General features: G+C 29.8%; 17 protein-coding genes and 2 tRNA genes. 6 read left to right on the top strand and 13 right to left on the bottom strand.

Annotated features, from left to right (window positions below; all coding sequences use genetic code 4):
- From polA to L872_RS0100990, 4 genes are read right to left on the bottom strand one after another with little or no spacing between them, the layout of a single operon-like run.
- The gene (gene polA, locus L872_RS0101005; RefSeq protein ID WP_036268806.1) at positions 1-2,721 is read right to left on the bottom strand and encodes a DNA polymerase I; all 2,721 of its coding nucleotides are present in this window, start codon (positions 2,719-2,721) and stop codon (positions 1-3) included.
- A 9-nt stretch (positions 2,722-2,730) separates the two neighbouring features.
- Positions 2,731-5,694 carry a DNA polymerase III subunit alpha gene (locus L872_RS0101000; RefSeq protein WP_027063035.1) on the bottom strand — a complete coding sequence of 988 codons (2,964 nt, stop codon included), beginning with the start codon at positions 5,692-5,694 and terminating at the stop codon, positions 2,731-2,733.
- A gap of 31 nt (positions 5,695-5,725) precedes the next feature.
- On the bottom strand, positions 5,726-6,946 hold the full coding sequence (gene thiI / locus L872_RS0100995; RefSeq protein WP_027063034.1) for a tRNA uracil 4-sulfurtransferase ThiI: 1,221 nt from the start codon (positions 6,944-6,946) through the stop codon (positions 5,726-5,728).
- A 3-nt stretch (positions 6,947-6,949) separates the two neighbouring features.
- A complete protein-coding gene (locus L872_RS0100990) occupies positions 6,950-8,725 on the bottom strand; it encodes a hypothetical protein (protein WP_027063033.1) in 1,776 nt (591 codons plus the stop codon).
- Positions 8,726-9,075: 350 nt separating this feature from the next.
- Between L872_RS0100990 and rpsD the strand changes: the two genes are divergently transcribed.
- Positions 9,076-9,699, top strand: a complete 624-nt coding sequence (rpsD, locus tag L872_RS0100985; RefSeq protein WP_027063032.1) for a 30S ribosomal protein S4 — start codon at positions 9,076-9,078, stop codon at positions 9,697-9,699.
- A 361-nt stretch (positions 9,700-10,060) separates the two neighbouring features.
- On the opposite strand, the gene tyrS is transcribed toward rpsD, so the two are convergent.
- From tyrS to ytpR, 3 genes are read right to left on the bottom strand one after another with little or no spacing between them, the layout of a single operon-like run.
- On the bottom strand, positions 10,061-11,302 hold the full coding sequence (gene tyrS / locus L872_RS0100980; RefSeq protein WP_027063031.1) for a tyrosine--tRNA ligase: 1,242 nt from the start codon (positions 11,300-11,302) through the stop codon (positions 10,061-10,063).
- A 14-nt stretch (positions 11,303-11,316) separates the two neighbouring features.
- The gene (locus L872_RS0100975) at positions 11,317-12,375 is read right to left on the bottom strand and encodes a nicotinate phosphoribosyltransferase (protein ID WP_027063030.1); all 1,059 of its coding nucleotides are present in this window, start codon (positions 12,373-12,375) and stop codon (positions 11,317-11,319) included.
- Complete coding sequence (ytpR, locus tag L872_RS0100970) at positions 12,359-12,967, bottom strand: YtpR family tRNA-binding protein (protein WP_027063029.1); 609 nt, start codon at positions 12,965-12,967, stop codon at positions 12,359-12,361. The genes L872_RS0100975 and ytpR overlap by 17 nt, the downstream gene beginning before the upstream one ends.
- An 84-nt stretch (positions 12,968-13,051) precedes the next feature.
- Here ytpR and L872_RS0100965 point away from each other — a divergent pair, with 84 nt between their 5' ends.
- Both L872_RS0100965 and L872_RS0100960 read left to right on the top strand, forming a co-directional pair.
- A complete protein-coding gene (locus L872_RS0100965; protein ID WP_027063028.1) occupies positions 13,052-13,882 on the top strand; it encodes a DegV family protein in 831 nt (276 codons plus the stop codon).
- Positions 13,883-13,900: 18 nt separating this feature from the next.
- On the top strand, positions 13,901-14,749 hold the full coding sequence (locus tag L872_RS0100960) for a DegV family protein (RefSeq protein WP_027063027.1): 849 nt from the start codon (positions 13,901-13,903) through the stop codon (positions 14,747-14,749).
- A gap of 261 nt (positions 14,750-15,010) precedes the next feature.
- On the opposite strand, the gene L872_RS0100955 is transcribed toward L872_RS0100960, so the two are convergent.
- Genes L872_RS0100955 through L872_RS0100945 form a run of 3 tightly spaced genes read right to left on the bottom strand, consistent with a single transcriptional unit; the run spans position 15,011 to position 18,405 of the window.
- Positions 15,011-16,462, bottom strand: coding sequence for a hypothetical protein (locus L872_RS0100955; protein WP_156923084.1), 1,452 nt, complete (start codon positions 16,460-16,462; stop codon positions 15,011-15,013).
- Positions 16,463-16,520: 58 nt separating this feature from the next.
- On the bottom strand, positions 16,521-17,273 hold the full coding sequence (locus L872_RS0100950; protein WP_027063025.1) for an ABC transporter ATP-binding protein: 753 nt from the start codon (positions 17,271-17,273) through the stop codon (positions 16,521-16,523).
- Complete coding sequence (locus tag L872_RS0100945) at positions 17,257-18,405, bottom strand: hypothetical protein (RefSeq protein ID WP_027063024.1); 1,149 nt, start codon at positions 18,403-18,405, stop codon at positions 17,257-17,259. The genes L872_RS0100950 and L872_RS0100945 overlap by 17 nt, the downstream gene beginning before the upstream one ends.
- 417 nt (positions 18,406-18,822) lie before the next feature.
- On the opposite strand from L872_RS0100945, the gene L872_RS04465 reads away from it, so the two are divergent.
- A complete protein-coding gene (locus L872_RS04465) occupies positions 18,823-20,268 on the top strand; it encodes a DEAD/DEAH box helicase (RefSeq protein WP_051418407.1) in 1,446 nt (481 codons plus the stop codon).
- A gap of 45 nt (positions 20,269-20,313) precedes the next feature.
- On the opposite strand, the gene L872_RS0100935 is transcribed toward L872_RS04465, so the two are convergent.
- Positions 20,314-20,388: transfer RNA gene (locus tag L872_RS0100935), tRNA-Trp, on the bottom strand.
- 42 nt (positions 20,389-20,430) lie between these two features.
- Positions 20,431-20,506 (bottom strand) — tRNA-Trp (locus tag L872_RS0100930).
- Between the two features lie 128 nt (positions 20,507-20,634).
- Here L872_RS0100930 and L872_RS0100925 point away from each other — a divergent pair.
- A complete protein-coding gene (locus L872_RS0100925) occupies positions 20,635-21,522 on the top strand; it encodes an ABC transporter ATP-binding protein (RefSeq protein WP_027063023.1) in 888 nt (295 codons plus the stop codon).
- Positions 21,515-22,249, top strand: a complete 735-nt coding sequence (locus tag L872_RS0100920) for an ABC transporter permease (protein ID WP_027063022.1) — start codon at positions 21,515-21,517, stop codon at positions 22,247-22,249. Before L872_RS0100925 ends, L872_RS0100920 begins: the two co-directional genes overlap by 8 nt.
- 282 nt (positions 22,250-22,531) lie before the next feature.
- On the opposite strand, the gene L872_RS04460 is transcribed toward L872_RS0100920, so the two are convergent.
- Positions 22,532-23,071, bottom strand: a 540-nt coding sequence (locus tag L872_RS04460; protein WP_036268805.1) for a collagen-like protein, incomplete at its 5' end; no start/stop codon positions are given.

Below are 23,071 nucleotides of genomic sequence, written 5' to 3'. Positions count from 1 at the left end.
CTATTTAAGTTTAAATCAGTTTTCACCTGCTGCTTGTGAAACACTTAATTTAACTTTAATTTCATTATTTAGGTCTAATAATTCAAACATCTTCTGCATAGCTGATTCCATTTCTTCAATAATAATTTCCACAGCTTGCTGAGATTCAGTATTTGGAATTTCAAAGATAATTTCATCGTGAATTTGAGCAACAATTTTAGTTCCTAACTTAGCTTTATTTATTTCATTATAAATATTGATCATCGCTACTTTTAAAATATCAGCTGCTGTTCCTTGAATTGGCATATTAACCGCCACTCTTTCACCAAATTGACGTAATTGATAATTAGTTGATTTTAATTCATCAATTTTACGTTTTCGGTTCGCCAATGTTAAAGCATAACCGTTAGCTTTAGCGAACTCAATTTCTTTAGTTTTAAATGTTGCAATTTCAGGAAAGGCTTCATAATATGCAGTAATAAAATTCTTGGCTTCTGGAATTGAGATATTTAAATCGTTAGACAATCCAAAATCACTTAGTCCATAAATAATTCCAAAATTAAAAACTTTAGCAACTCGACGCATTTCTGAAGATACTTCATCAGTTTCTTTCAACTTATAAATCATTTTAGCGGCTTCTGAGTGGACATCGCGCTGATTATTGAAAATATCAATCAACGTTTGTTCATTTCCCATTTGTGCAAGTACTCGTAGTTCAATTTGTGAATAATCAAAACTATAAAATAATGTGTCTTCTTTGGTTACAAAAATTTTACGAACTTCTTTTTGTGCAGGATCATGAATTGATATATTTTGAATATTTGGTTCAGAACTACTTAGTCTACCGGTATTAGTTAATGTCTGATTAAAAATAGTGTGAATTTTACCGTCTTCAAAAATAAATCTTTCAAATCCGCGTAAGTATGTTGAATACAGTTTTGAATATTTACGGTGTTCTAATAATAAGTTAACAACCGCATGTTCGGTACGAAGTTTTTCTAAGACTTCTTTACCTGTACTTCCTTTTGCTAAGTTTGGCAATCCCAACTTTTCAAATAAAAGGTCTTGAATTTGTTTTGGTGATGCGAAGTTAAAACTTTCTTCAATTTGTTCTCCTAAAATATCACGCATATGTAATTCTAGCTCATTAACTTTATTAAGAATGTTTAAAGTTTGAGTTTTTAATTCTTGGCGATCAATTAAGATTCCATTTTGTTCAGTCGTAAATAAGACCTCTACAAAAGGTAAATCAATTTTTTCATAAAGGTCAATTTGATTAGTTTCTGTCAGCTTTTCAATCACATCAGATTTTGTCTTTTTGATATACAACGCCTTTTTAGTAATAAACTCAGCTTTGACTTCTAAATCGATTTCTCCAGTACGTTTAACACCTTTACCATAAATATACTCATCTTCAGTAATATTTAATTCTGGAGATACCAGTCTTAAATGATCGACAAATGTTGATTTAACATTGGCATTCAAAGCATAACTAGCAACCATCATGTCATAATTGAAACCTTCATAAGAAACATCATATCCAGCAGTTTTTAATAGTGTGACTGTACGTTTAATGTCATAAGTTGCTTTTTTATATAAAGATGTTTTTAAGAATTCATTAAGTTGTTTATCAAAAACCTTTTGAGGTTCTTCAAAATCAAAAATACTTAATTGTTTGGCCCCGTTTGAAACATTAATAAAGAAATTTCCTTTTTCGTTACTAATTGCAATTCCAATAATTTGGCCACGGTGATAATTTTCCTCTAATGCTTCAACATAAACTGAGTTTTCTTCACAAGCAAACTCATTATTTCAAAAATCTAAAATTTGGTATGGGTGTTTTTCTTCATTATTAATTTGTTCAGCTCTATTACTTACACGATTAATAATTGAAAACATTTCGTATTTTCGTAAAAATTCGACTAACGAATTAATTGACAAGTTTAACTTACGAAATTCAAGATTATCAACATGAGTATCAGTTGCGATTGTAGCAATTTTTTTACATAAGAATGCTGATTCTTTATCAACTTCTAATCTAGTTTTAACTGCCCCTTTGATATTTTCAAGATTTTCATAAATTTTTTCAATTGAGCCATATTCAGTAATTAATTTAATTGCTGTTTTTTCTCCAATTCCAGCAACTCCTTTTAAGTTATCTGAGGCATCCCCCATTAAACCTTTTAAATCTACAACTTGTTCAGGAGTACAAGATCATTTTTCAAATAGCTCTGCTTTCCCAAAAGTTTTTAAATCACTCATTCCTTTTACCGGAATTAAAACAACTGTTTTGTCTGAAATCAGTTGAAACATATCTTTATCACTAGTCAAAATTTCTACATCGCAATCAGCAATTTCAGTTTCAATAGTTTTTGCCAATGAACCAATAATATCATCTGCTTCAATATTTTCTAATTCGTATCATGAAATATTGGCAGCATCTAAAAATTCCCGAACTATTGGAAATTGTTGTACTAGTTCATCAGGAGTTTTTGTTCTACCTGCTTTATAATCTTCTAGCATCTCATGTCTAAAAGTTTTTTTACCCTTATCAAATGCTACCTTAACATCATAGTATTCACGATTAGATAACAAACTTGTAAGCATACTAGCAAATGAAAAAACTGCATTTGTAGGAATTCCTGCTGAAGTTGATAAAATTGACCCTTGATATGCCGCTCCATAATATGCTCGAAAAATTAAAGAATTTCCGTCTACTAATAGTATTTTTTTATTTGCCATTATTCTCTCCTATTTTTTAATCACTTTAATGATGCGATTTAGCTTACCACTAATTTTACCTTGATATTCTTCAGTTACAATTTCTAATGCTAAAATCGTTCCTGGCTGTAGTTCATATTTGATTGTTTCATAAGTTCTTGCAAAAATTGTAATATCGATTTCATCAGTATCATCAATTAAATTTAAAAAGGCCATTTCTTGGTTATTTTTGTCCTTTTTAGTTCTTACTATTGCTACATACCCAATTACTGTGCTATATCCTTTAAATGATTTAACTTTACTTATATCAGCTGGTTTTAAACTTGCATTATCAATTTTAATTTTAGTAATCGGATGGGCTGTTAAATAGAATCCATAAATTTCTTTTTCGTATTCCGAAATAACTTCATTCTGAATTGGTGATTCTTCTAATAACGGATAAGTTATCGGATCAAGTTTTTTAACACCATAATTAAATTCTGCAAAAGCAATAATTAATTCCATATTATCAATCAAGGTTTGACGGTTATAACCAAAACCATCAAAAGCTCCCGCTTTAGCTAAAACTAAATAATTTGTCTTATTTAAACCATTCTTGATCATTCGAGTTGCAAACGAGAAAATTGAATCAAATGCTGAATGATCCTCTTCAAATAAACTACGTAGTTTTTTAATAAAATCTTTTCCAATACCTTTAATTAAAATTAAGGGCATAAAAATTTGTTTATTTTTACCAACATAACTATAATTAACGTTTTTAACACTTGGTAATTTGATTTGAACTCCATACTGGGTGATCTCTTTTAAATACTGTGAAGTTTTTTCAACATTTCCAATGACTCCATTTAATAATGAGCAATAAAATTCTTCAGTATAATGAGTTTTAAAATATGCTAATCAATAACTAATATATGAATAAGCAATTGAGTGAGATTTATTAAACCCATAAGCAGCAAAACGATCAATTCAATTTCAAATTTCTTCTGCCTTTTCAATAGTATAGTTATTTGCTACTGCTCCTTGTAAAAATTCTGTTTTCATTGATAACATATATTCATGATTCTTTTTCCCCATTGCCCGACGAATAACATCGGCTTTAGCTAACGAGAACTTTGCAACTCGTTGAAGAATTTGAATAACTTGTTCTTGATAAACAATAATTCCGTAAGTGGAATTTAGAATATCTCCTAAACTTGAATCAATTAAATAATTTTGATTACGTGAGTTTTTACGTTTGATATATTCTGGAATCATTTCTTGTGGACCTGGTCGGAATAGTGCCGAAGCAGCTGAAATATCTTCAATACTTGCAACTTGCATATTCTTAACAACCTTTGTCATTCCCGGCGATTCTAATTGAAAAATTCCTGAAGTGTTACCTTGAGCCAACATTGCAAAAGTTTGATGATCGTTTAAAGGAATTTTAGTAAACGTAATATTTTGTTTACGATTTCGGTAAATTGCATAACGAATTTCTTGCAAGGTTGTCAAGTTACGTAACCCCAATAAATCCATTTTAATTAATCCAATATCTTCTAAATGATTCATATCAAACTGAGTTTGATAAATTCCATTATAACCAACCTTAATTGGCACATAATCACGTAAATCAGTATCAACAAGAATTACTCCTGCTGCATGAGTTCCAGTTTGACGTGGCAATCCAATTAACTTTTTGACAGTTTTAAAAATGTAAGCATATTCTTGGAAATATTGTTTTAATTTGCCACTATTTGCAATTGCTCCCTCAAGGTCATTTAAAAAAACTCCCGGAATTTGTTTTGTTATTGCATTAACAATATTTAAATCTAATCCATAAGTTCTGGCAACATCACGAATTGCAGATTTAACCCCAATTGATTGATAAGTGGTAATAGTTGCTACATTATATAAACCATATTTTTCAAATAAATATTCAATAACTTCTTCTCGACGATCATCTTGAAAATCAAGATCAATATCAGGCATTGTTACTCTTTCGGGATTTAAAAATCGTTCAAACAGCAAGTTAAATTCTAAAGGGTCAACTTGTGTTATTTGTAATAAAAAAGCCACCAACGAACCCGCTGCACTTCCACGACCTGGGCCAACTAAAATATTTTTTTCTTTAGCAAATTTGACATAATCTCAAACTACTAAAAAATAGTTTTCAAATCCCATATCAATAATGATCTTTAATTCATAATTTAAACGTTCAATATAAGCATTGGGAATTTGTTGATGCTTAACTAATTTAAAATAACTTTCCAATGATGAAAAACATAATTTTTCTAAATACTTATCAGCTGGAATATTTTGCGGTGTTTTAAAAGCAATTAAATGGCGTTCACTATCATCAAATAACTCAAAAGTAACTTTTTGAGCAATCTCTTGAGTTATTCGTTGAGTATTTTCTAAAGAATACATTTGTGCGATTTCTGAATCATCTCAGTAATTTGTTGGTTCCAAAAGCGGAACTTCGCTTACCAATAAATTATTCTTTAATGCCACTAAAACTTGATAATCTTCTTCATCTTCAATGTCAAAATAATTAATTTCTTTAAAAAATACTTTTAGCTTTTTAACATCATAAAAATCGGCTTCTAAAATTTTCTTTGTCAGTTTTAAATTTTCTGTATTATCTAAATCAGCAACTACAATAATTTCGGAACTCAGGTTTTCTTCAAGCATTTCTCAAAGCATCTGTTCGTTATACTCTTTACCATTATTCAAATTTGCTGAAATACGATTAATTTGTTGGTAACCTATACGAGTTTTTGGATAGAGGTTAACCATTCCTTGGGTTGTGTTAATTGACAATCCAATAATTGGTTGAATTTTAGCTGCTTTGGCTTTTTTAATAAACTCAGCTACTCCAAACATCGTTGATATTTCTGAATAAAATAGATACTCAAAATTATGAGTTTGGGCAAAGGAAATATAATCATCAATTTTAATAAATGATTGTTGAAAATTATAGGCGCTACGAATATTAAATTGCGGTGAATATTTCATTTGACTCCTTTACTAAATTATAAAATAACGGTTACCCGTTATTTTCTTCTTCTTGGCGATTTTGCTTTTCTTCTTTAATAAATTTTTTATCTTTGAAAACATAAACATCAATTAAGTTTTCAACTGTGTATTTCAGAATCTCTTCTCACATAATTGCTTGTTCTTGTTGTTCAGCAATTCATGGTTTTGGTTTGGTTACTGGTTGTTTAGGGACAAACATTGAGCACACATCATCAAATGGTAAAATTGATGTCTCATAAGTATCAATAAATTTGGAAATTGCAATAATTTCTTCTTTATCATAAGTTAATACGGGGCGTAAAATTGCCAGTTCACTAGTTGAATTGATTACATTAATACTATCAATTGTTTGAGAAGCCACTTGTCCAAGTGATTCTCCAGTGATTAGCGCTTTAGCATTAATTTTACGAGCAACTTGATTAGCAATACGCATGAACATACGACGCATAATTGTAATCTTGTAACTATCATCTGGCATGTGTTGTAATTCTTGTAATAGCATTGCAAAATCACAAACATATAACTTAAACTGTTGATGATTATAACGCGCTGTTTTTTCAGCTAATTGGAAAACTTTTTCTAATGCCTCAGGAGAAGTATGTGGTGGTGTCATAAAATGAATGAAATCCACTTGCATTCCTCGTTTCATTGTTAAAAATGAAGCAACTGGTGAATCAATTCCTCCACTTAATAATGAAAGACCTTTTCCTGATACTCCAACTGGAAGACCTTTTAATGCGGCAACTCTAGTATCAAAAATATCAACATGGCCTTTTTTAATAACGATCTCAATTTTCAAATCCGGATTATGAACATCAACAATTAAATCACCAATATCACGTAATACTATTGGGGCCAGTTTTTGTTTAATCTCAGTACTTGACATTGGAAAAGTTTTATCTTTACGAGTAACCTCAAGTTTAAAACGTTTTTTAGAAGACTTACGCGCTATTTTTAAAACTGCTTGAGTGATTTCTTCAAAATCTAAGGCTGTTTTTTCAACAATCGACAAAGAATAAATTCCGAAAACAGTTTGTAACTCTTTAACTACGTCTTCAACGTATTGGTCAGTTACTTCCAAAGTTAAAGAATTATTATCACGAATATATACAACATAATCTTTAAAGGGTTTCAATTTAAATTTAATATTTTGAATTAACTTCGCAATGAAATGATTACGGTTATTACCTTTTAAAGTTAGTTCTCCATATCTTATAAGAATATTTTTCATATTTTAGTTCCTGTCTACTTGTTGGTTTAACAATTCAATTGTTTTGTTAATCGCATGTTTAAACTCACGCTTGTTATAAAACTCCATAATGTCAGCAATTTGATGATCATTTAGCGAATTATTAATATTTAACGAAGTTAAATAAACAATCGCTTTTTGACTAATTTGTTCTAATAAAATGACATTAAAAATCTCTTCTTTAATGCGAATTGCTTGTTCAAGATAAGCATTTAAAGATTTCATCGCACGCTTATAGTTTTCTGGTTCAGTTAAACGCACACGCGTGGCTTGGTCAGTCTCAATAGAGTTAATAAATTCATAAATAACATTAATTTCTCTTAAGTATTTACTTAACTCAGTTAATTGAGTATTTTTAGCCATAATAACTTCTGTTGTTGACAGGACCTTGCGGATATCATGAATTCTTGCGCCCAATCTTTCATCAATACTTTTAGTACTTTGTAATTTAAGAGACATTTCATAAATCCGAGTGTAATAGGTTTGTAGGGTCTTTAGTAATTCTGCCAACCTTTCACTTAATTTATCTTGCTCCAAACTTTCGTTATTTTGCTTTTTAGCATCAATGTTTTGAAAAAATCCAACAACGCTATCACTAAATAGTTCCACTGGCTGTCTCATTGATTCATAATGAACTCTAATACTATCAACATCATTATTAAGCCTGTAGTTATATTCAATAACTTCTTCGAGTTTTTTATAATCTACAAAAAACTGGTGGAACAAATACTTTACTTCATCATAATTATGTTTAATAAACATTTTCATGCTGCGTTCAGCTTCAAGCTTTATTTCAAAAGATTTTACTATCTCGACTAGCAGATTATATTTTACCATTGCATCTTGATATTTTAGACCAAAGATTGCCTCATAAAAATTTTTTTTATGAGTTTCAAATTCATTAATAAAAGTGGTAAACATTTTTTGAATTTTATTATGATCTTCGTTACTCAAAGCATAACGATCTAAATCATTTTTAATTTCCTTAATTCGCGTTGAAAAAACTTTTTCAATTTCTTCTTCAGCTCGCTTGTTAAGATCAATAACTTTTAATACTTCAATTAGTTCCTCAATCATTAATGCTTGAATTCGACGTGCATTCGCTAATTGTCCATCAGCAATTTTCTTTTCAACAATTCCATTAACTAATTCCAAGCGCTTAATTTTATTTATTAATATCGGGTGACTTATTTTACTGTCAGGTCTTTTTAAAATCACGTTAACATTATCAAGAATTTTATTAAATTCAATTCGAGTTAAAATTCGCGCATCACGGTCATTTTTTTCAAATGTAATGATTTTTTCAGTTTCATTATATATTTGCATTACCGCCATGTAAATATCTGAGATTTGTCGACGAGTCTGGCGAATTTTTAATAAGTTTGAAATATATGGTCGGCGGTTTTGAGAATTTTTAAAAAATAATTCAAGGTTTTTTGACGGAGTTCGTAAGTGATCAAATACTTCGGCAAAATAATTAACACTTCAAATATTTAAGCAATGCTTTAACTCTTTGTTTTCAGGATTAGCTGCCAAAATAACATCGAAACGACGAATACGAGAATAAACGGGAATTTTAGTAATTTTTTGAAGAGTTTTTTCAGCTTCATAAGCATGATTAAGGATTGCTCGATAAAGTATCAGCAACCCAAAAACTACAAGCAAGGCTCCAAAAGCAAGAAAAAAAACAATTATGCCAATTTTATTAGACAGAGATAACTTATTTTGGATATTTCATGCTAATAAGTTTGTAAAAATCACGTTATCCCACCTTTTTTATCTTTTAAAATTATATCAAATTAGTAAGGGGTTATTTTAGATAGTGCTTTAAAACAAAAAAGGTTTTGATTTTCAATATTTATTTTTACTTTGATTGTAGAATATCTCTAAATCTAAAAGATAAATATATTGCTTGCACCGCTTCTAAAATAAGATATAATATTATAGTTATTTATAAGATGTTCTGCATATAGATATATTCTAAAAGCTGTCTATTAATTTTATACCAAGTAACTCTTTGCAGTAAGGGCGAATAAGTAGACTGGTTAGGATAGAATCTATTCATGATATTTTTAATTAACGCTGAAATAAAATATATAGGAGAAATGAATATGTCTAGATATACTGGATCAACATTCAAAAAATCTCGTAGATATGGTTTTTCAATTCTTGAAAATGGTAAAGAATTCAGCAAAGGTAAAAAAAGAGTAACTACTCCTGGTCAACACGGAAAAGATAAAGCTAAAACTAAATTATCTGGTTACGGAACTCAATTACAAGAAAAACAAAAAGTTAAATTCATGTATGGGTTAACAGAAAGACAATTTAGAAACACTTTTGCTAAAGCTAAAAAAGTTCACGGGATTGTTGGGACAAACTTTTTAGTAATGTTGGAATCAAGATTAGATAACATTACTTACCGTCTTGGATTTGCAATGACAAGACAAGGTGCTCGTCAATTAGTAAACCACGGTCACATTTTAGTAAATGGTAAAAAAGTTGATATCCCTTCTTACCAATTAAAACCTGGAGACATCTTAGAAGTTAAAGAATCAATGAGAAAAAACGATAAAATTGCTGAAGCATTACAAAACAATGAATCAACAGTTGAATTTGTTAAAGTTGATAAAAATAACCTAAAAGGTGAATTCGTTCGCTTACCAGAACGTCAAGAATTAAACAACGAAATCAACGAAGCATTAATAGTTGAATGATACAACCGTTTAATTAAATAATTAAACCAAGCAAAAACCGCAGTTTCCTGCGGTTTTTTTATTTTGAATAGTTAATAGAATCACATTCTATTTTAAGTGTCTTTCAAAAATAAGATTGAGAGAAAATTCGTTTTTGAAAGTTGAATAAATATGTTCATACACGATGTATGAAGTGTAAAAAGAACGATCAGTTAATATACACTAAGTATAATAAATTCTGTCAAATATTGATTTTTATGGCCAAGAAGCTAAATAAATAAGGGCATATTTAACTTCTTACTTATATTATAAAATTTTTCCAAAAAAAATCTACACTTTTAGAATAAATTCCAAAAATAATAGATTTTATTTTTTAAGATTTCTTGTCTACACAGATCGTTATCTAAACAATTTTAATTCCAAAGTATTTTCGTTTTCCTCGTTTAATTAAAATATATTGATTTTCTAATAATGGAATTGAACTTAATTTCGCATTTTCATCTTCAACAATAGCATCATTAAAAGTAATTGCTTTTGCTGCAATAAATTCACGAGCTTCACGTTTTGAGCTTGCACATTGAGACGCTACAATTGCTTCAATGATTGTTGCATCAGATGCTAAATTAGTTGATGGAATTGCCGCTAAGGCATCTTTTAACAATGCTTTATCTAAGTTCGCAATATTTCCTTGGAAAAAAGCTTCTGTTAGTTTAATTGCTTTATCTAAACCAGCTTGTTGGTGAACAAAACGTGTAATTTCAGCAGCTAACTGTTTTTGCATAATACGTTGAGTTGGTGCTTGTTGATGTTCAGCTTGTAATTTACTAATTTCAGCTTCTGATAAGAATGTTAAATATTTCATCATACGTTCACAATCAGCATCATCTTGATTTAATCAAAATTGGTAAAATTCATATTCACTTGTTTTTGTTGAATCTAACCAAACAGCTCCTGACTCAGTTTTCCCAAATTTTTTCCCATCAGATTTAACTAGTAAAGGAATAGTAAATCCAGCTGCTTGGGAATTATCACGACCAACTTTAGAATTAATGTAATCGGTTCCTGAAGTAATATTTCCTCATTGATCAGATCCTCCAATTTGAACTTTACAATCCATATTTGAATATAAATGTCAAAAGTCATATGCTTGAAGCATTGTGTATGAAAATTCAGTAATTGACAACCCTGTTTGAATTCTAGTAGCAATTGATTCTTTAGCTAATAAATAACTTAAAGTAAAATCTTTTCCGACATCACGTAAAAAGTCAATTAACGTCATATTATTCAATCAATCAGCATTATTAGCAAATTGCACATTAGGAATAATTGCACGTAATTGTTTTTCAATTGCTTGGACATTTGCTAAAACTTGTTCATTTGTTTGTAAAACTCGCTCATCAGATTTGAATGAAGGATCTCCAATCATTCCTGTTCCTCCACCAATTAGGGCAATCGGGTTAAACCCGGCTTTTCCAAAACGTTGCAAAGTTACGATCATCATTAAATGACCGACATGTAGTGATGCTGCAGTGGGATCAAAACCACAATAAACTGCTTTATTAGCTTGTTGAGCTTGTAATAACTTTTCTTCATTGGTAATTTGTTTAACTAATCCTCTTCAATTTAACTCGTTTATTATATTCATAAATATACCTCTTCTTATCTTTTTATTAATCGTTGTGATTCTTGATTCTCACGGCCAAATTTTGACTCCTTTTTACCATCAATTAAAACTGCATCACCAGTAAAACCAATTGTTACTTTAGCAAGTGAATCTCCCATTCCATAAATATCAACTGGAGCATTTTCACTTTCAAAATAAGCAATTTTTTCCGCATTAAAACCTGATGAAACAATAATTTTAACGTGGTGGTGTCCGGCTGCGTCTAGTGCTTTACGAACTTCTTTAACTAAGGGAACGCTTACACCATTAAGACTATAGCCTGGATATTCTTCTTTATTTTGTTCTACAGTTTTGTCAATTAAATTTCCTGCAGTGTCTAAACGAACTGCTCATAATTTTTCTTTAAAGTAATTGGCTACCTTAACAGCATCATTAACACAATCATTGTGATAATCAACAAGTGAAACTAAATTAACTTCAGGAAAGGTTGTAGCAAATGCTTTAGTAGCTTCAAGAATATTTCCATCAAATGATTGAATTAGCGCATGGGGCATTGTTCCACTTGGTTTTGCAACAGTCTCATCATTGATATACTCCACAGCTGCTTCAGAAACAAAGTGACGAAATCCCCCAATATATGAGGCATAACCATCACTTGGCAATGTTCAAAAAGAGTCGGCACGATCTAGCATGTTTAATAACGGTTTACCCTTTGCTGCTTGCACAATTTGCATTGAATTAGTTGCAATTGAACTATTACGTGCTAAGATACCATCAATCATTCCTTCTAATCATCCAAAATCTTGGTAACGTCCTTTAATTTTTAAAACAGGTTCTAATGGTTGAACAATGTCTCCATCATTTAAAGCTCAAATTTCTAAACCTTCAAAATTTTTTGAAGCAAATTTAAGTAATGCCAAACTTTCTTCAATTCCACACAATACCGTATTTTGCTTACGTTGAAAAAATTGCATAGTAACAATTTGCTGGGGTTTATATTTTTCTAAGATAGCAGTTGTTTTTTTAAAATAATCAGCGACAAAAAATCCATCTTTTACTCGAGGATCAAATTGAAATTTATTGGTGGTTTTCATAATGAGTTCCTCAAAAACTTTCTCCAACTTTACTTGTAAATTTATCATCTAACTCAATAATTCCTTGATCATTATAAATTCCCGGAGCAATTTCTAATTCACGAGCACTACATAGCATTCCATATGAATCAATCCCACGTAGTTTTCCCGCTTCAATTTTTAAACCATTTGGTAAAAAACTTCCTGGAGTTGCCACAACTACTAATAAATCTTGACGAACATTTTTAGCGCCACAAACAATTTGTTTAACTTCATCGCCTAAATTAACTTCACACAAACTCAAATGAGTTCCTTCAATTGGTTGACAACTTAAAACTTTTCCAATTTTAAATTGAACATCTTGTTCAACTTCAACTAAGTCAGCAATAACTTTTTGAACATAGCCATAAGCTTTGGGATCTTCAGAAACCAATCCTCGTTCAAACTTTAACTCAGGATTAAAAATATTAATTGCAACAATCTCATTGTCATGTTTTAAAACAGTTAAGTTATTAACTTCAGCAACTTCAGTAACTGCTAAATCATTATTAAAACTCACCATTAGCACATTAAACTGCTGATTATAATAAATACCGTATTTTCGCTTTTGCATAATAATAATTTATTCTCCTTTATCATTTGCTTTTTATTATACCAATTATATATAATTAAATAAATAATACCGGGAGGGAAACATATGAAAATAGCAATCTTAACTGACTCTGCCTATGACGGCAAAGCATCCGATTTTAAAGATCTGTATATTATTCCATTAATGATTACACCAGAAGAAGGTAATCAAATTTATGATGATGATTCTTTAACTAAAGATGAGTTTTATAAGTTATTAGACTCGCAAAGTTTGAAAACCTCACAAACAGCCCCAGGAGATATGATGGCGATGTGAGACAAATTGTTAGTTGACTATGATCAAGTTATTTTTGCTCCAATCTCAAGCGGTTTAAGTGGTCAGTTTAACTTGGCACGTATGCTAAGTGAAACTGAAGAAGCATATAAAGGCAAAGTCTTTGTATGTGACACAAAAGGAGTTTCAATTATTTTACAAACAGTTATTAGGCACATTGCCTTTTGAATTGCTGAAAATAAAACGGGATTTGAAATATTAGAATTAGTAAAAGAACTATCAACTAAATTTACAACCTTCATTATTCCTAAGAATCTTGAAACTTTAAAGCGCGGTGGGCGTATATCTTCAACTGCTGCTGCTTTAGCTAAAATGCTAAAAATTACCCCAATCTTACGCTACAACGGTTCGATTGATAAAGAAGATACTGCCCGAACATATAAAAAGGCAATTGTTCATGCTTTAAGTATGATTAAAAAAGAATGTAAAAATATTAAGGTCGTTGATGTTGCTTACTCTCGTTTTGATCAAGAAGATTTAGACTTAATCATTAAATTAATTCATGACGAAGGATTAACTGTAGGATTATACAGTGAACTTACAAATGTTATTTGCTCACATACTGGCCGCGAAACTGTTGCGTTAGTCGGATGAAGAAACTAGAAAAGGAACTCAAAAATAATGAAAATAGGAATTTTAATTGACAGTGCTGCAACAAGCAACCCCAAAGAAATCGAAGGAACTCAAATTGAGTGAATTCCACTACATGTTACTTTCCCCAATAATACTGATATGTTAGATACATTAGAAAATATTGAAAAACATGATGTTTTAAACCGTATTGCTAATGGAGAAATGTTAAAAACATCACAAGCAAGTCCCGGAGAATTGGAAGCTAAATATGATGAAATGCTGACAAAGTATGATCATGTTGTACATATTCCAATCCCAGGAAACTTATCATCAATGTTACAAACTGCTTTTATGACAGCTAGAGATGAAAAATATGCTGGTAAAGTTAGTGTTTACGACAATAATGATATTGCAGCAATGGGAATTACCGAAATGGCCCTTGCTTTGAATGAAAAAACTATTTCTGGAGAGTTAGATACTCCCGAAAAAATGTTAAACTACATTGAAGAAAACAAACATGCAACTTATGTAGGAATTATTCCTGGTGATCTTAAAAAATTAGCTAGTGGTGGTCGTGCTACTGGGATTATCGCTACTGTTTTAAATATTTTTAAAACTAAATTATTAATTCGTTGAGCGGCTAAACCTGAAAAAGAAGCAATTGGTCGTACTTATTCAGGATTAACTGAAAAAGTTATTGCTCACATTGAAAAAGACTACAAAGATTCATATCGTTTGGTATTTATGAGTACACCTTTAACAAGTGCTAAAACTTGTGCAAATATTCGCGAAACTTTAAACAACAGTAACATTAAATTTACTGAAGCTATGGTTCCATCAATTTATACAGTTCATGCTGGAGTTGAATCAGTTGCTTTCGCAATTATGAAAAAATAAACTACTATCATTAAAATTAAAATTATTAAGAACGTCTAAAGTAAAAATTATCAAACATAGAATACCATTCTATGTTTGATAATTGCTTTTATTACCAGTTGTTCTTTTTTTTATACTCAAAATTGATAAACGCCTTGATAGTTTAAATAATTGCCAAAGCCAAATAACTTTCTTTAAAAAATAAAACTAAAATAGAGCCTTTCATGAGATTGTTTTCTCAAAAGCGCTCTATTTTAGTTTTAGATTAAATTGACAAATTAGCTATTTTTTTAAGTTTTTTTGTCATTTTGGATAAATTAGGAAAATCACCAAACATCCAATAGCAAAATAAAATAAATATACAAAAGATACGTTTAGTAATGGCTTAATTTGTTCGACTAAATACATTTGACCTTTTTTACCAATTACTTTTGAATTGTAGCTTTTATTATAAAACATTGAGTTGTAATTGTAATAATCTATAAGCCCATTATTTTTTTTATAGTTAATCGAATTAAACATTAAATTAAAATGGGTTATGGGATTTAAAAGGTTAGCAAATAGGTATGAATTTTGTTGTTCTTGAAGGACAACTACTGGATTAACCCCTATAACATTTTTATTAGTTGGTTCAGGGATAACTTCCATTGCTTCACAAACATCAAACAACATCGATTCAAAAGATTTTCTAAACAGAAACTTTGTTGCCGTAGTTTGGCTTTTAACTGTCATTTTATTGATCGAATTAGTGATAACTCCATTAACAGGATTATCTTGACTTATGTCTCTTCAAATATTTCAATTAGTAGCAAAATCTTGATATATGGTTAGAATTTTTTTATACTTGGAATCAATACTAAAATTTACTTTATCCAATATCTTACCAGGGGTTTCTTTTATCGCTACAGTTTTATTTGATCACTCTTGAATCTCAGTTCATGAAATCAAATTAGCTTGACTAACATCAATTTGTTGTTCGATATCATTTATAAAGTTTCAGTATTGCGAATCTTCAGCTTGTTTATTATCATATCCGGACATGATAAATCTTTCTTTTTCAAAAGCATATTTATATCGTTCTTGAGCTTCATTATAAATTATTGTGCTAAATTCATCAGCATCAATTTGCTTCTTAATACTGTACAAGTATTGATTTTTCAAAGCATCCGCAAATGCTTGTTGCTTGTTAAAATCATTTGACGATGCTGCAAGAACAGAAAATATTGAGAACGCTGGAAGCAGTAAAATGAAAATTGCAAAAAGCGTTGATGTAATCATTGATAAATTACTTTTGATTAAAACACTAAACACTAAAACTATAATAGGGATGAAAAACGCGAATATACTATATCATCCAAATGGAGCTATGATAAACGAATATGCTCACAAACTATCATACTTATTAATTGAAAAATAAATTATTAAATCAACTATCAATTTTGAAACTATCAAGACTAAACTTAAAAAGTACGACAGCAAAACTCTTGACAAAAAAATATTTTTTCCGGAATACCCAAAATTCAAATCAATTTTTCATAAGCCTTCATTTTTTTGTAAAATAAATAATTGCGAACAATGTGTCAGCAATAAAAATGCAATTACTACAGAGTTACAAATTACAACTAGCTTATTTAGTACCATAAGTTGACCTTGATTAGTTGATGTTAAAATTCAGTAAACTGACAAGAAATCTAATCCTAGTAAAAGGATAAAAGTGATTAGTGTGAAACTCATAAGCTTAACATTTTTTATTTGATTTATCAGGACTGTTTTAAACAAGTTAAGCGATAAACTACTTTTCATTTATATAATTCTCCATTTCAATTTTTTTACTATCTGCTTTAGCTGTATATAACTCAAATAATGCTTTTAAGCGCCCATCCTTTTTGAGATCATATTGTTGATCCAATTTAATTGCTCCATCTTCTAAAATAAAGATATGATCCAAAATATGTTCAACTTCATCAACTAAATGCGTAATTACAACAATAATAATTCCCTGTTTTTTCAAAGTCTCAATTGTCTCTATCATCATTCTTTTTGTTTGAATATCTACATTAGCAGTTGGCTCATCTAAAAATAAAACCTTCGGCTTTAATATCAAGCAAACAAAAAGTAATAAAATTTTCTTTTGTCCTGCAGATAAATCTTCAATTTTTAATTTTAATCACTTAGAAATATCGAGAATTCGAATTACTTCGTTATATTTTGAAACAAATTCTTTTTTAGAAATTCGATTTAAATTTTTAATATATTCGAGATACGCTTTGACTTTAATTTCTTGCGGTAAATTAGCACTTTCCAAAAAGTAATATCATTCTTGATAATCAATCACCGTTTGTTCATTATTTTTTAAATATATGATTTCACCACTATCATAAGTTAGCTCGTTAAAAATTAATTTGACTAATGTGGTTTTACCAACTCCATTATTTCCTAAAAGTCCATAAATTTTGCCGGCTTTTATTTCAAGATTTATGTCTCTTAATACTATTTGATCTTTGAATTTTTTAGAAATGTTTTTTAATTTAATCATTTGTGACATACATTAATTCTCCTACCCCAACCATATTCATTCCTGTAGATACCAAAACTTGATTAGAATTTTCTACAAATCCATAATCATTTTTATATTGAAAAGACCCCAAACTCCCTGTTCTTACAAAGTTTAAATTGCGAGAAATTGTCAAAGGCAAAGGTTGATTTGATGCATTTAAATTTAATGTTGTATCAATATTTACTAGAGAGGTTGGAAGACATATTAACATTGAAAAACTTCAATAAAAAGTATTTCCTACAATCTTCGACCCTGTTGCACTTTGAGAATAAAACGCACTAAAATTGAACTTATCACCCGGCTTTGCATGCTTATCAACAATTTCAAAATCAGTAACCATTCCACTATAACTTGAATTATAGCTAACAGGTTCTAATAATACTTTATTTTTCATTTTACCTTTTCAGGGTTCTCCTTCAGAATTTCTTGGAGAAATTAAATAATAAGTGTCATCGGTAAATTGAGCTACTGAACCATGATGATAAATACTTCCAGATGCTCAGGTATATCACGTTCCTAAATGATAATTAATAACTAATTTATCATTTTCTCAGTATTGTTTTATTACTACTCGACTTTTTTCTTTATTATTTGAGCTACTTTCTTCGTAAATTGTTGCTTCTGAATTATCAGAGGATAACGCCAAATTGTAGGCAAGGCCAACAGGAGCAAATTGGAGATCTAAGTAACGTTTTTCTCATCCTTTCTTACTATCTCAATAATTTGTAGAAAGCATATACGAAATATAGATCGATGGATAAAGTGCAAGAAACTCTTCTTTAGATGTTGCATACTTTTTAGTATCGATGACAATTCCTGTAACTAAGTGTTCGCTTCATTCATTTCTATTGGCTTTTTTTACATAATCAATTGTTTCGTAATTTTCATTTTTTGGCAATGACTGACCTTTTTTTGAATTAGAATACATTCGATATAATTTATCACTATTTTGTCCCTTCAAAACTAAATCATCTTGGTTATCTAATGAGTCACCTAAAATAGTTTGATCATAGTTTATTTCAATATTTTCTATATTGGTGCTAGCTTTTTTTAGTAACGGTGTAAATGGCAAACTTGAAACAATGAAAAAAGGTAAAGTGAAGTTAATTAGTCTTTTCATAAATATTGTTTCCTTTCTTGGTTTTATATTCACTATTATATAGATATTTAAAAAGTATCAGTTTGGGAGTTTAGGTTTTTAAATAAAAACTCTTTTCTTTGGCTTTAATAGTTTAGATATCTCAAGATATCAAGCTTGTATTGAATTTTAGATATTAAAATAAGATATACTATATATTTATAAATCATGTGTAAAATAATCTAGATAATCATAATCATAATTTTAATTTAAAATTCAGATTGCAGCTTTTTCGTAATTTTCAATTGTTTAAAATTATGTTAGTTGTTTGACTTCATACTTTAACTTTTGAATTCAAAACCTCCTACTAATTAATATTTGTGTGCTATAATAATTAAATGTAGTTGTGAAATAAATGCTCTTTTTATCTCATATAAACATACAAAGATAGGAAATAAAATGACATTTAAAGAATTACAATTAAACGAACATATTTTAAAAGCGTTGGAAATTAACAAATTTGACCAACCGACAGAAATTCAAGAAAAAGCGATTCCCGTATTTTTGAATAACCAAAACCTTTTTGGAAAATCAAGTACTGGAACAGGGAAAACCGCAGCTTTTGTCTTACCAATATTACATAACTTGACTGTTAAACTAAGAAGACCTCAAGTTATTATTTTAGCCCCAACTAGAGAATTAGCATTACAAATTGTTGATCAAGTGAGAAAATTTTCATCAAGAATCAATGGTATTGGTGTTGCTCCCTTAATTGGAGGAGCACAAATGCGTGACCAAATTAATCGTTTGCGCGACGCCCAAATTATTGTTGGAACTCCAGGAAGAGTTAACGATCATCTTAACCGTGGAACATTAAAGTTAAATGATTTGAGAACAATTATTCTTGATGAAGCTGACGAAATGTTAAAAATGGGATTTAAAAACGAAATTGATGCCGTATTTAAAGCAGCTCCTGAAGGAGTTCAAGTAGGATTATTCTCAGCTACAAATACACCAAAGGTTATGCAAATTGCTAATAACTATATGAAAGATTATGAACTTGTTGAAATTCATAATGAACTAAAAGTAAATAGTAATATTACTAACACTTTTATTTTTACTAAAGGAATTGACAAAGAAGAGTTGATTTTAAAAGTATTTGAAAAACATGCTCCACAACGTGCAATTGTTTTTACTAATACAAAATCACAAACTGATAAAATTGCTCGTAACTTAAAAACAATTGGAGTTAAAGCTGTTGTTATCAATGGAGACAAACGCCAATCACAACGAACAAAATCTATTAAAATGTTCAAAAATGATGAATATCAAGTATTAGTAGCAACTGATGTAGTTGCTCGTGGAATTGATATTTCGGGAGTTGATTATGTTATTAACTACGACATTTCTCGCGAAAATGAACACTTTGTTCACCGTATCGGAAGAACTGGAAGAAATAACGAAACTGGAAACTCAATTTCATTTATTGCTAACCAAGGAACATTACGTCAAATTCAAGATATTGAAAAAACATACAAAATTATTATTGATGAAATGGGACACGAAGAATATGGTGTAACTAAAACTCAACGTTCAGAAAGATCGTCTGGATCACGTGATTCAAGTTTTGGAAGAAATCGTTCAAACAGTAGTTCTCGCAGTAATGGTGGAAGTTCTCGTAGTGGCCGTGGAAATTATAGTTCAGCTAATAAACCTGGAGCAAGAAAAACAAGTAACGCTAGCACATCTCGTAAACGTGATGATAGTGCCAACTCTGGAACAGGTGCTTTTAGTAACAAACCTTATAAAGATCGTAATAAAGAAAGTCGCGCAAGTGGCTTCAAAAAATCTGAAAAAGCTAACTATGGCAAAAACAAAAAATCATCTGGAATTAATTGAAACTAAAAAAACTCACTTGCTAAGTTGCAAGTGAGTTTTTTATAATTCTATTGGCAGGGACGAAAGGAATCGAACCCTCAACGCTCGGTTTTGGAGACCGACGTTCTACCATTGAACTACGTCCCTATTTAAAATAAAATCGCACCAAAGTGCGACATAATTTCTTTATGGCAGGGGCAGCAAGACTCGAACTCGCGACACTCGGTTTTGAAGACCGATGTTCTGCCAACTGAACTATGCCCCTATTTAATTACCTTAATAATTATAACCAAATTTGTGAGTTTTTTCAAAAGAATTATAAAACAATAAATGGTTAGGCGTTTTTGGGATATAATGTATAATTTTTTTAATAACAGAATATGGAGGTAAATTGTGAAAATCATTGAAATAACAAATTTGACAAAAGCATTTTCAAGTGGCTATGGTATTTTTGATGTTAACTTAAATATCAAAGAAGGTAAAATTTTTGGCTATTTAGGTCCAAATGGAGCTGGTAAGTCAACTACTATTAGAGCTCTTATGGGTTACATAAAACCAACTAAGGGTAAGTGCTTGGTCAATGGTTTAGACGCTTGAACTCAAGCGGCATTAGTACAAACAGATACAGGTTATTTACCAGGAGAAATATCTTTTCCAGATACTATGACTGGTTATAATTTTATTAAACTAATATATAATCTGCGAAGCCAAAAGAATTGAAATGAAGTTGAACAGTTAATTGCTTATTGGGAGTTTAATCCTAATTTAAAAATTAAGAAAATGTCTAAAGGAATGAAACAAAAAATTGCTTTAGTAATTGCCTTTATGCATAACCCTAAATTAGTTATCCTTGATGAACCAACAGCTGGGTTAGATCCATTAATGCAACAAAAATTTGTGACAATGATTAAGCGTGCAAAGGCTAACGGGCAAACAATCCTAATGAGTTCACACATTTTTGAAGAAGTAGAAAAAACTTGTGACGAAGTAGCAATTATTAAAAACGGTCGTATCATATCAAGTTTTGACTTGCATGAACTTCGCAATAAGAATAAACGCTATTATAAAATTAAATATCGTGAAAAGAACTTTATGGAATGACCTGAAGTTTATGAAGATACTAATGAGCTTACTTTTACTTACAATGTTGAACCTCAAGATGTTGAAAAGTTTTTTAAAGAACTAAGCAACTATAAAATTGAAATGGTATCTGAAATTCCCTTTTCATTAGAAAAGCATTTTATGAAATTTTACAAAGACGAAGGAGGTTCTAATGATTAATCTACACTTAGTTAAAAAAGCTATTTATAGTAATTGAATTGCTTGAGTTGCTGCTTTAGGAGCATCGCTTTTGGTTTTTATCATATTTTTATCAAGTTTAAGAAGTCATAATACAAGCGAAAATGTTATAGGAATATTTGGTGGATTCTTGACGACTCTTGGAGTGAGTCTACCACTAATATATTTAATTGTTACTGCGAATAAACTAGTCGTTATTGAAGTTGAAAAAGGTGACATGGCATACTATTTATCAACACCATTATCTCGTGTAAAAATTTTGGTTAGCAAAATGACCTTCTTTGGTGGCAGTATTGTTTGTTGAACCTTAATACATTTCATTGTTGGGTGTTTGTTTATTGGTGTTATGGGACTTTCAATGCCAATAGATTTATGATTAATAATGTTTTTGAATTGAACTTTAATTTTATTAAGTTTGGGAGGAATTTCATGACTAGCATCATGTTATTTTAATAAAAACTCTTTTGCTCTTATTATTGGAGCAGGAATTCCAACTGCATTTATTATCATAGCAACATTGGCTTCAGTTCCTGAACTAAAGATGGAATATCTGAAGTATTTGACATTATTAAGCTTATTTAAGCCCGATAAAATGGAAACAACAACTTTGACCACATGATTACCGCAAGTCTTAGTATTAATACCAATTTCTGCGGTTTTATACGGGGCAGGAATTTATATCTTTAAAAATCGTGATCTGCCTTTGTAGAACTGAAATTTAAAACAGACAAGTTTTAAAAAAATAAATATAAAAAAGTTTTCTCTTTTTAACAAAGAGAAAACTTTTTTATATTTCTAACAATTTCTAACAAACAAAACTCAAGTATCATAAAGTTGGTTTCATCAGCTAAAGTATAAAAAATCAAATTTAAAAGAAAGAGTACAATGAGGTATAAACACTAAGATAATACCTTTTAATAACAAAACTAAATAACTTAACCTTTAAATAATTTTTAAATATTTTAAACTTTTTGCAAAGTCCTTTATTATTTTAATCATATTTTTTTGTTCATTCTTTGCTTTCTAAAAATAAAATTCCAGCAGAATCATCTTTTAAATATAGATTAAGTTGTAATCTAATTTCTTTTCTTTTTTCAAAAACGGATACATTGATTCAAATATATCCTCAATTTTTTAGTAATCGAAATTCTTCTTCATCAAGAATTGATTGAGCTTGTTTTTCAATTCATTGTTTGTCATTTTTATCTCAACTATAACTATCCACTAATTCGTTTTTCACTTTATCTACAAATAAGCTAAAAAGGGATATGACTGCTTTTTTATTTGCAGTTATTAGAATATTCAGTTTTTTTTCTAATTCTTTAATTTTCTTAATATCCTCAGCACTTAAATCTTTTCCGTCTTTACCATTAGTTCCATCTTTACCTGGTAATCCTTGGTCACCTTTGTCACCTTTTTCACCTTTGTCACCTTTATCACCTTTGGCACCTTTATCACCTTTGGCTCCATCTTTACCGTCTTTACCAGGTAATCCTTGATCACCCTTGTCACCTTTGGCTCCATCTTTTCC

Origin of the sequence: Mesoplasma seiffertii ATCC 49495 (assembly GCF_000518725.1) — a bacterium.
Taxonomy (GTDB): Bacteria; Bacillota_I; Bacilli_A; order Mycoplasmatales; family Mycoplasmataceae; genus Tullyiplasma; species Tullyiplasma seiffertii.
The sequence above is the reverse complement of the archived record's forward strand: the minus strand, read 5'-3'. Positions and strand labels throughout refer to the sequence as shown.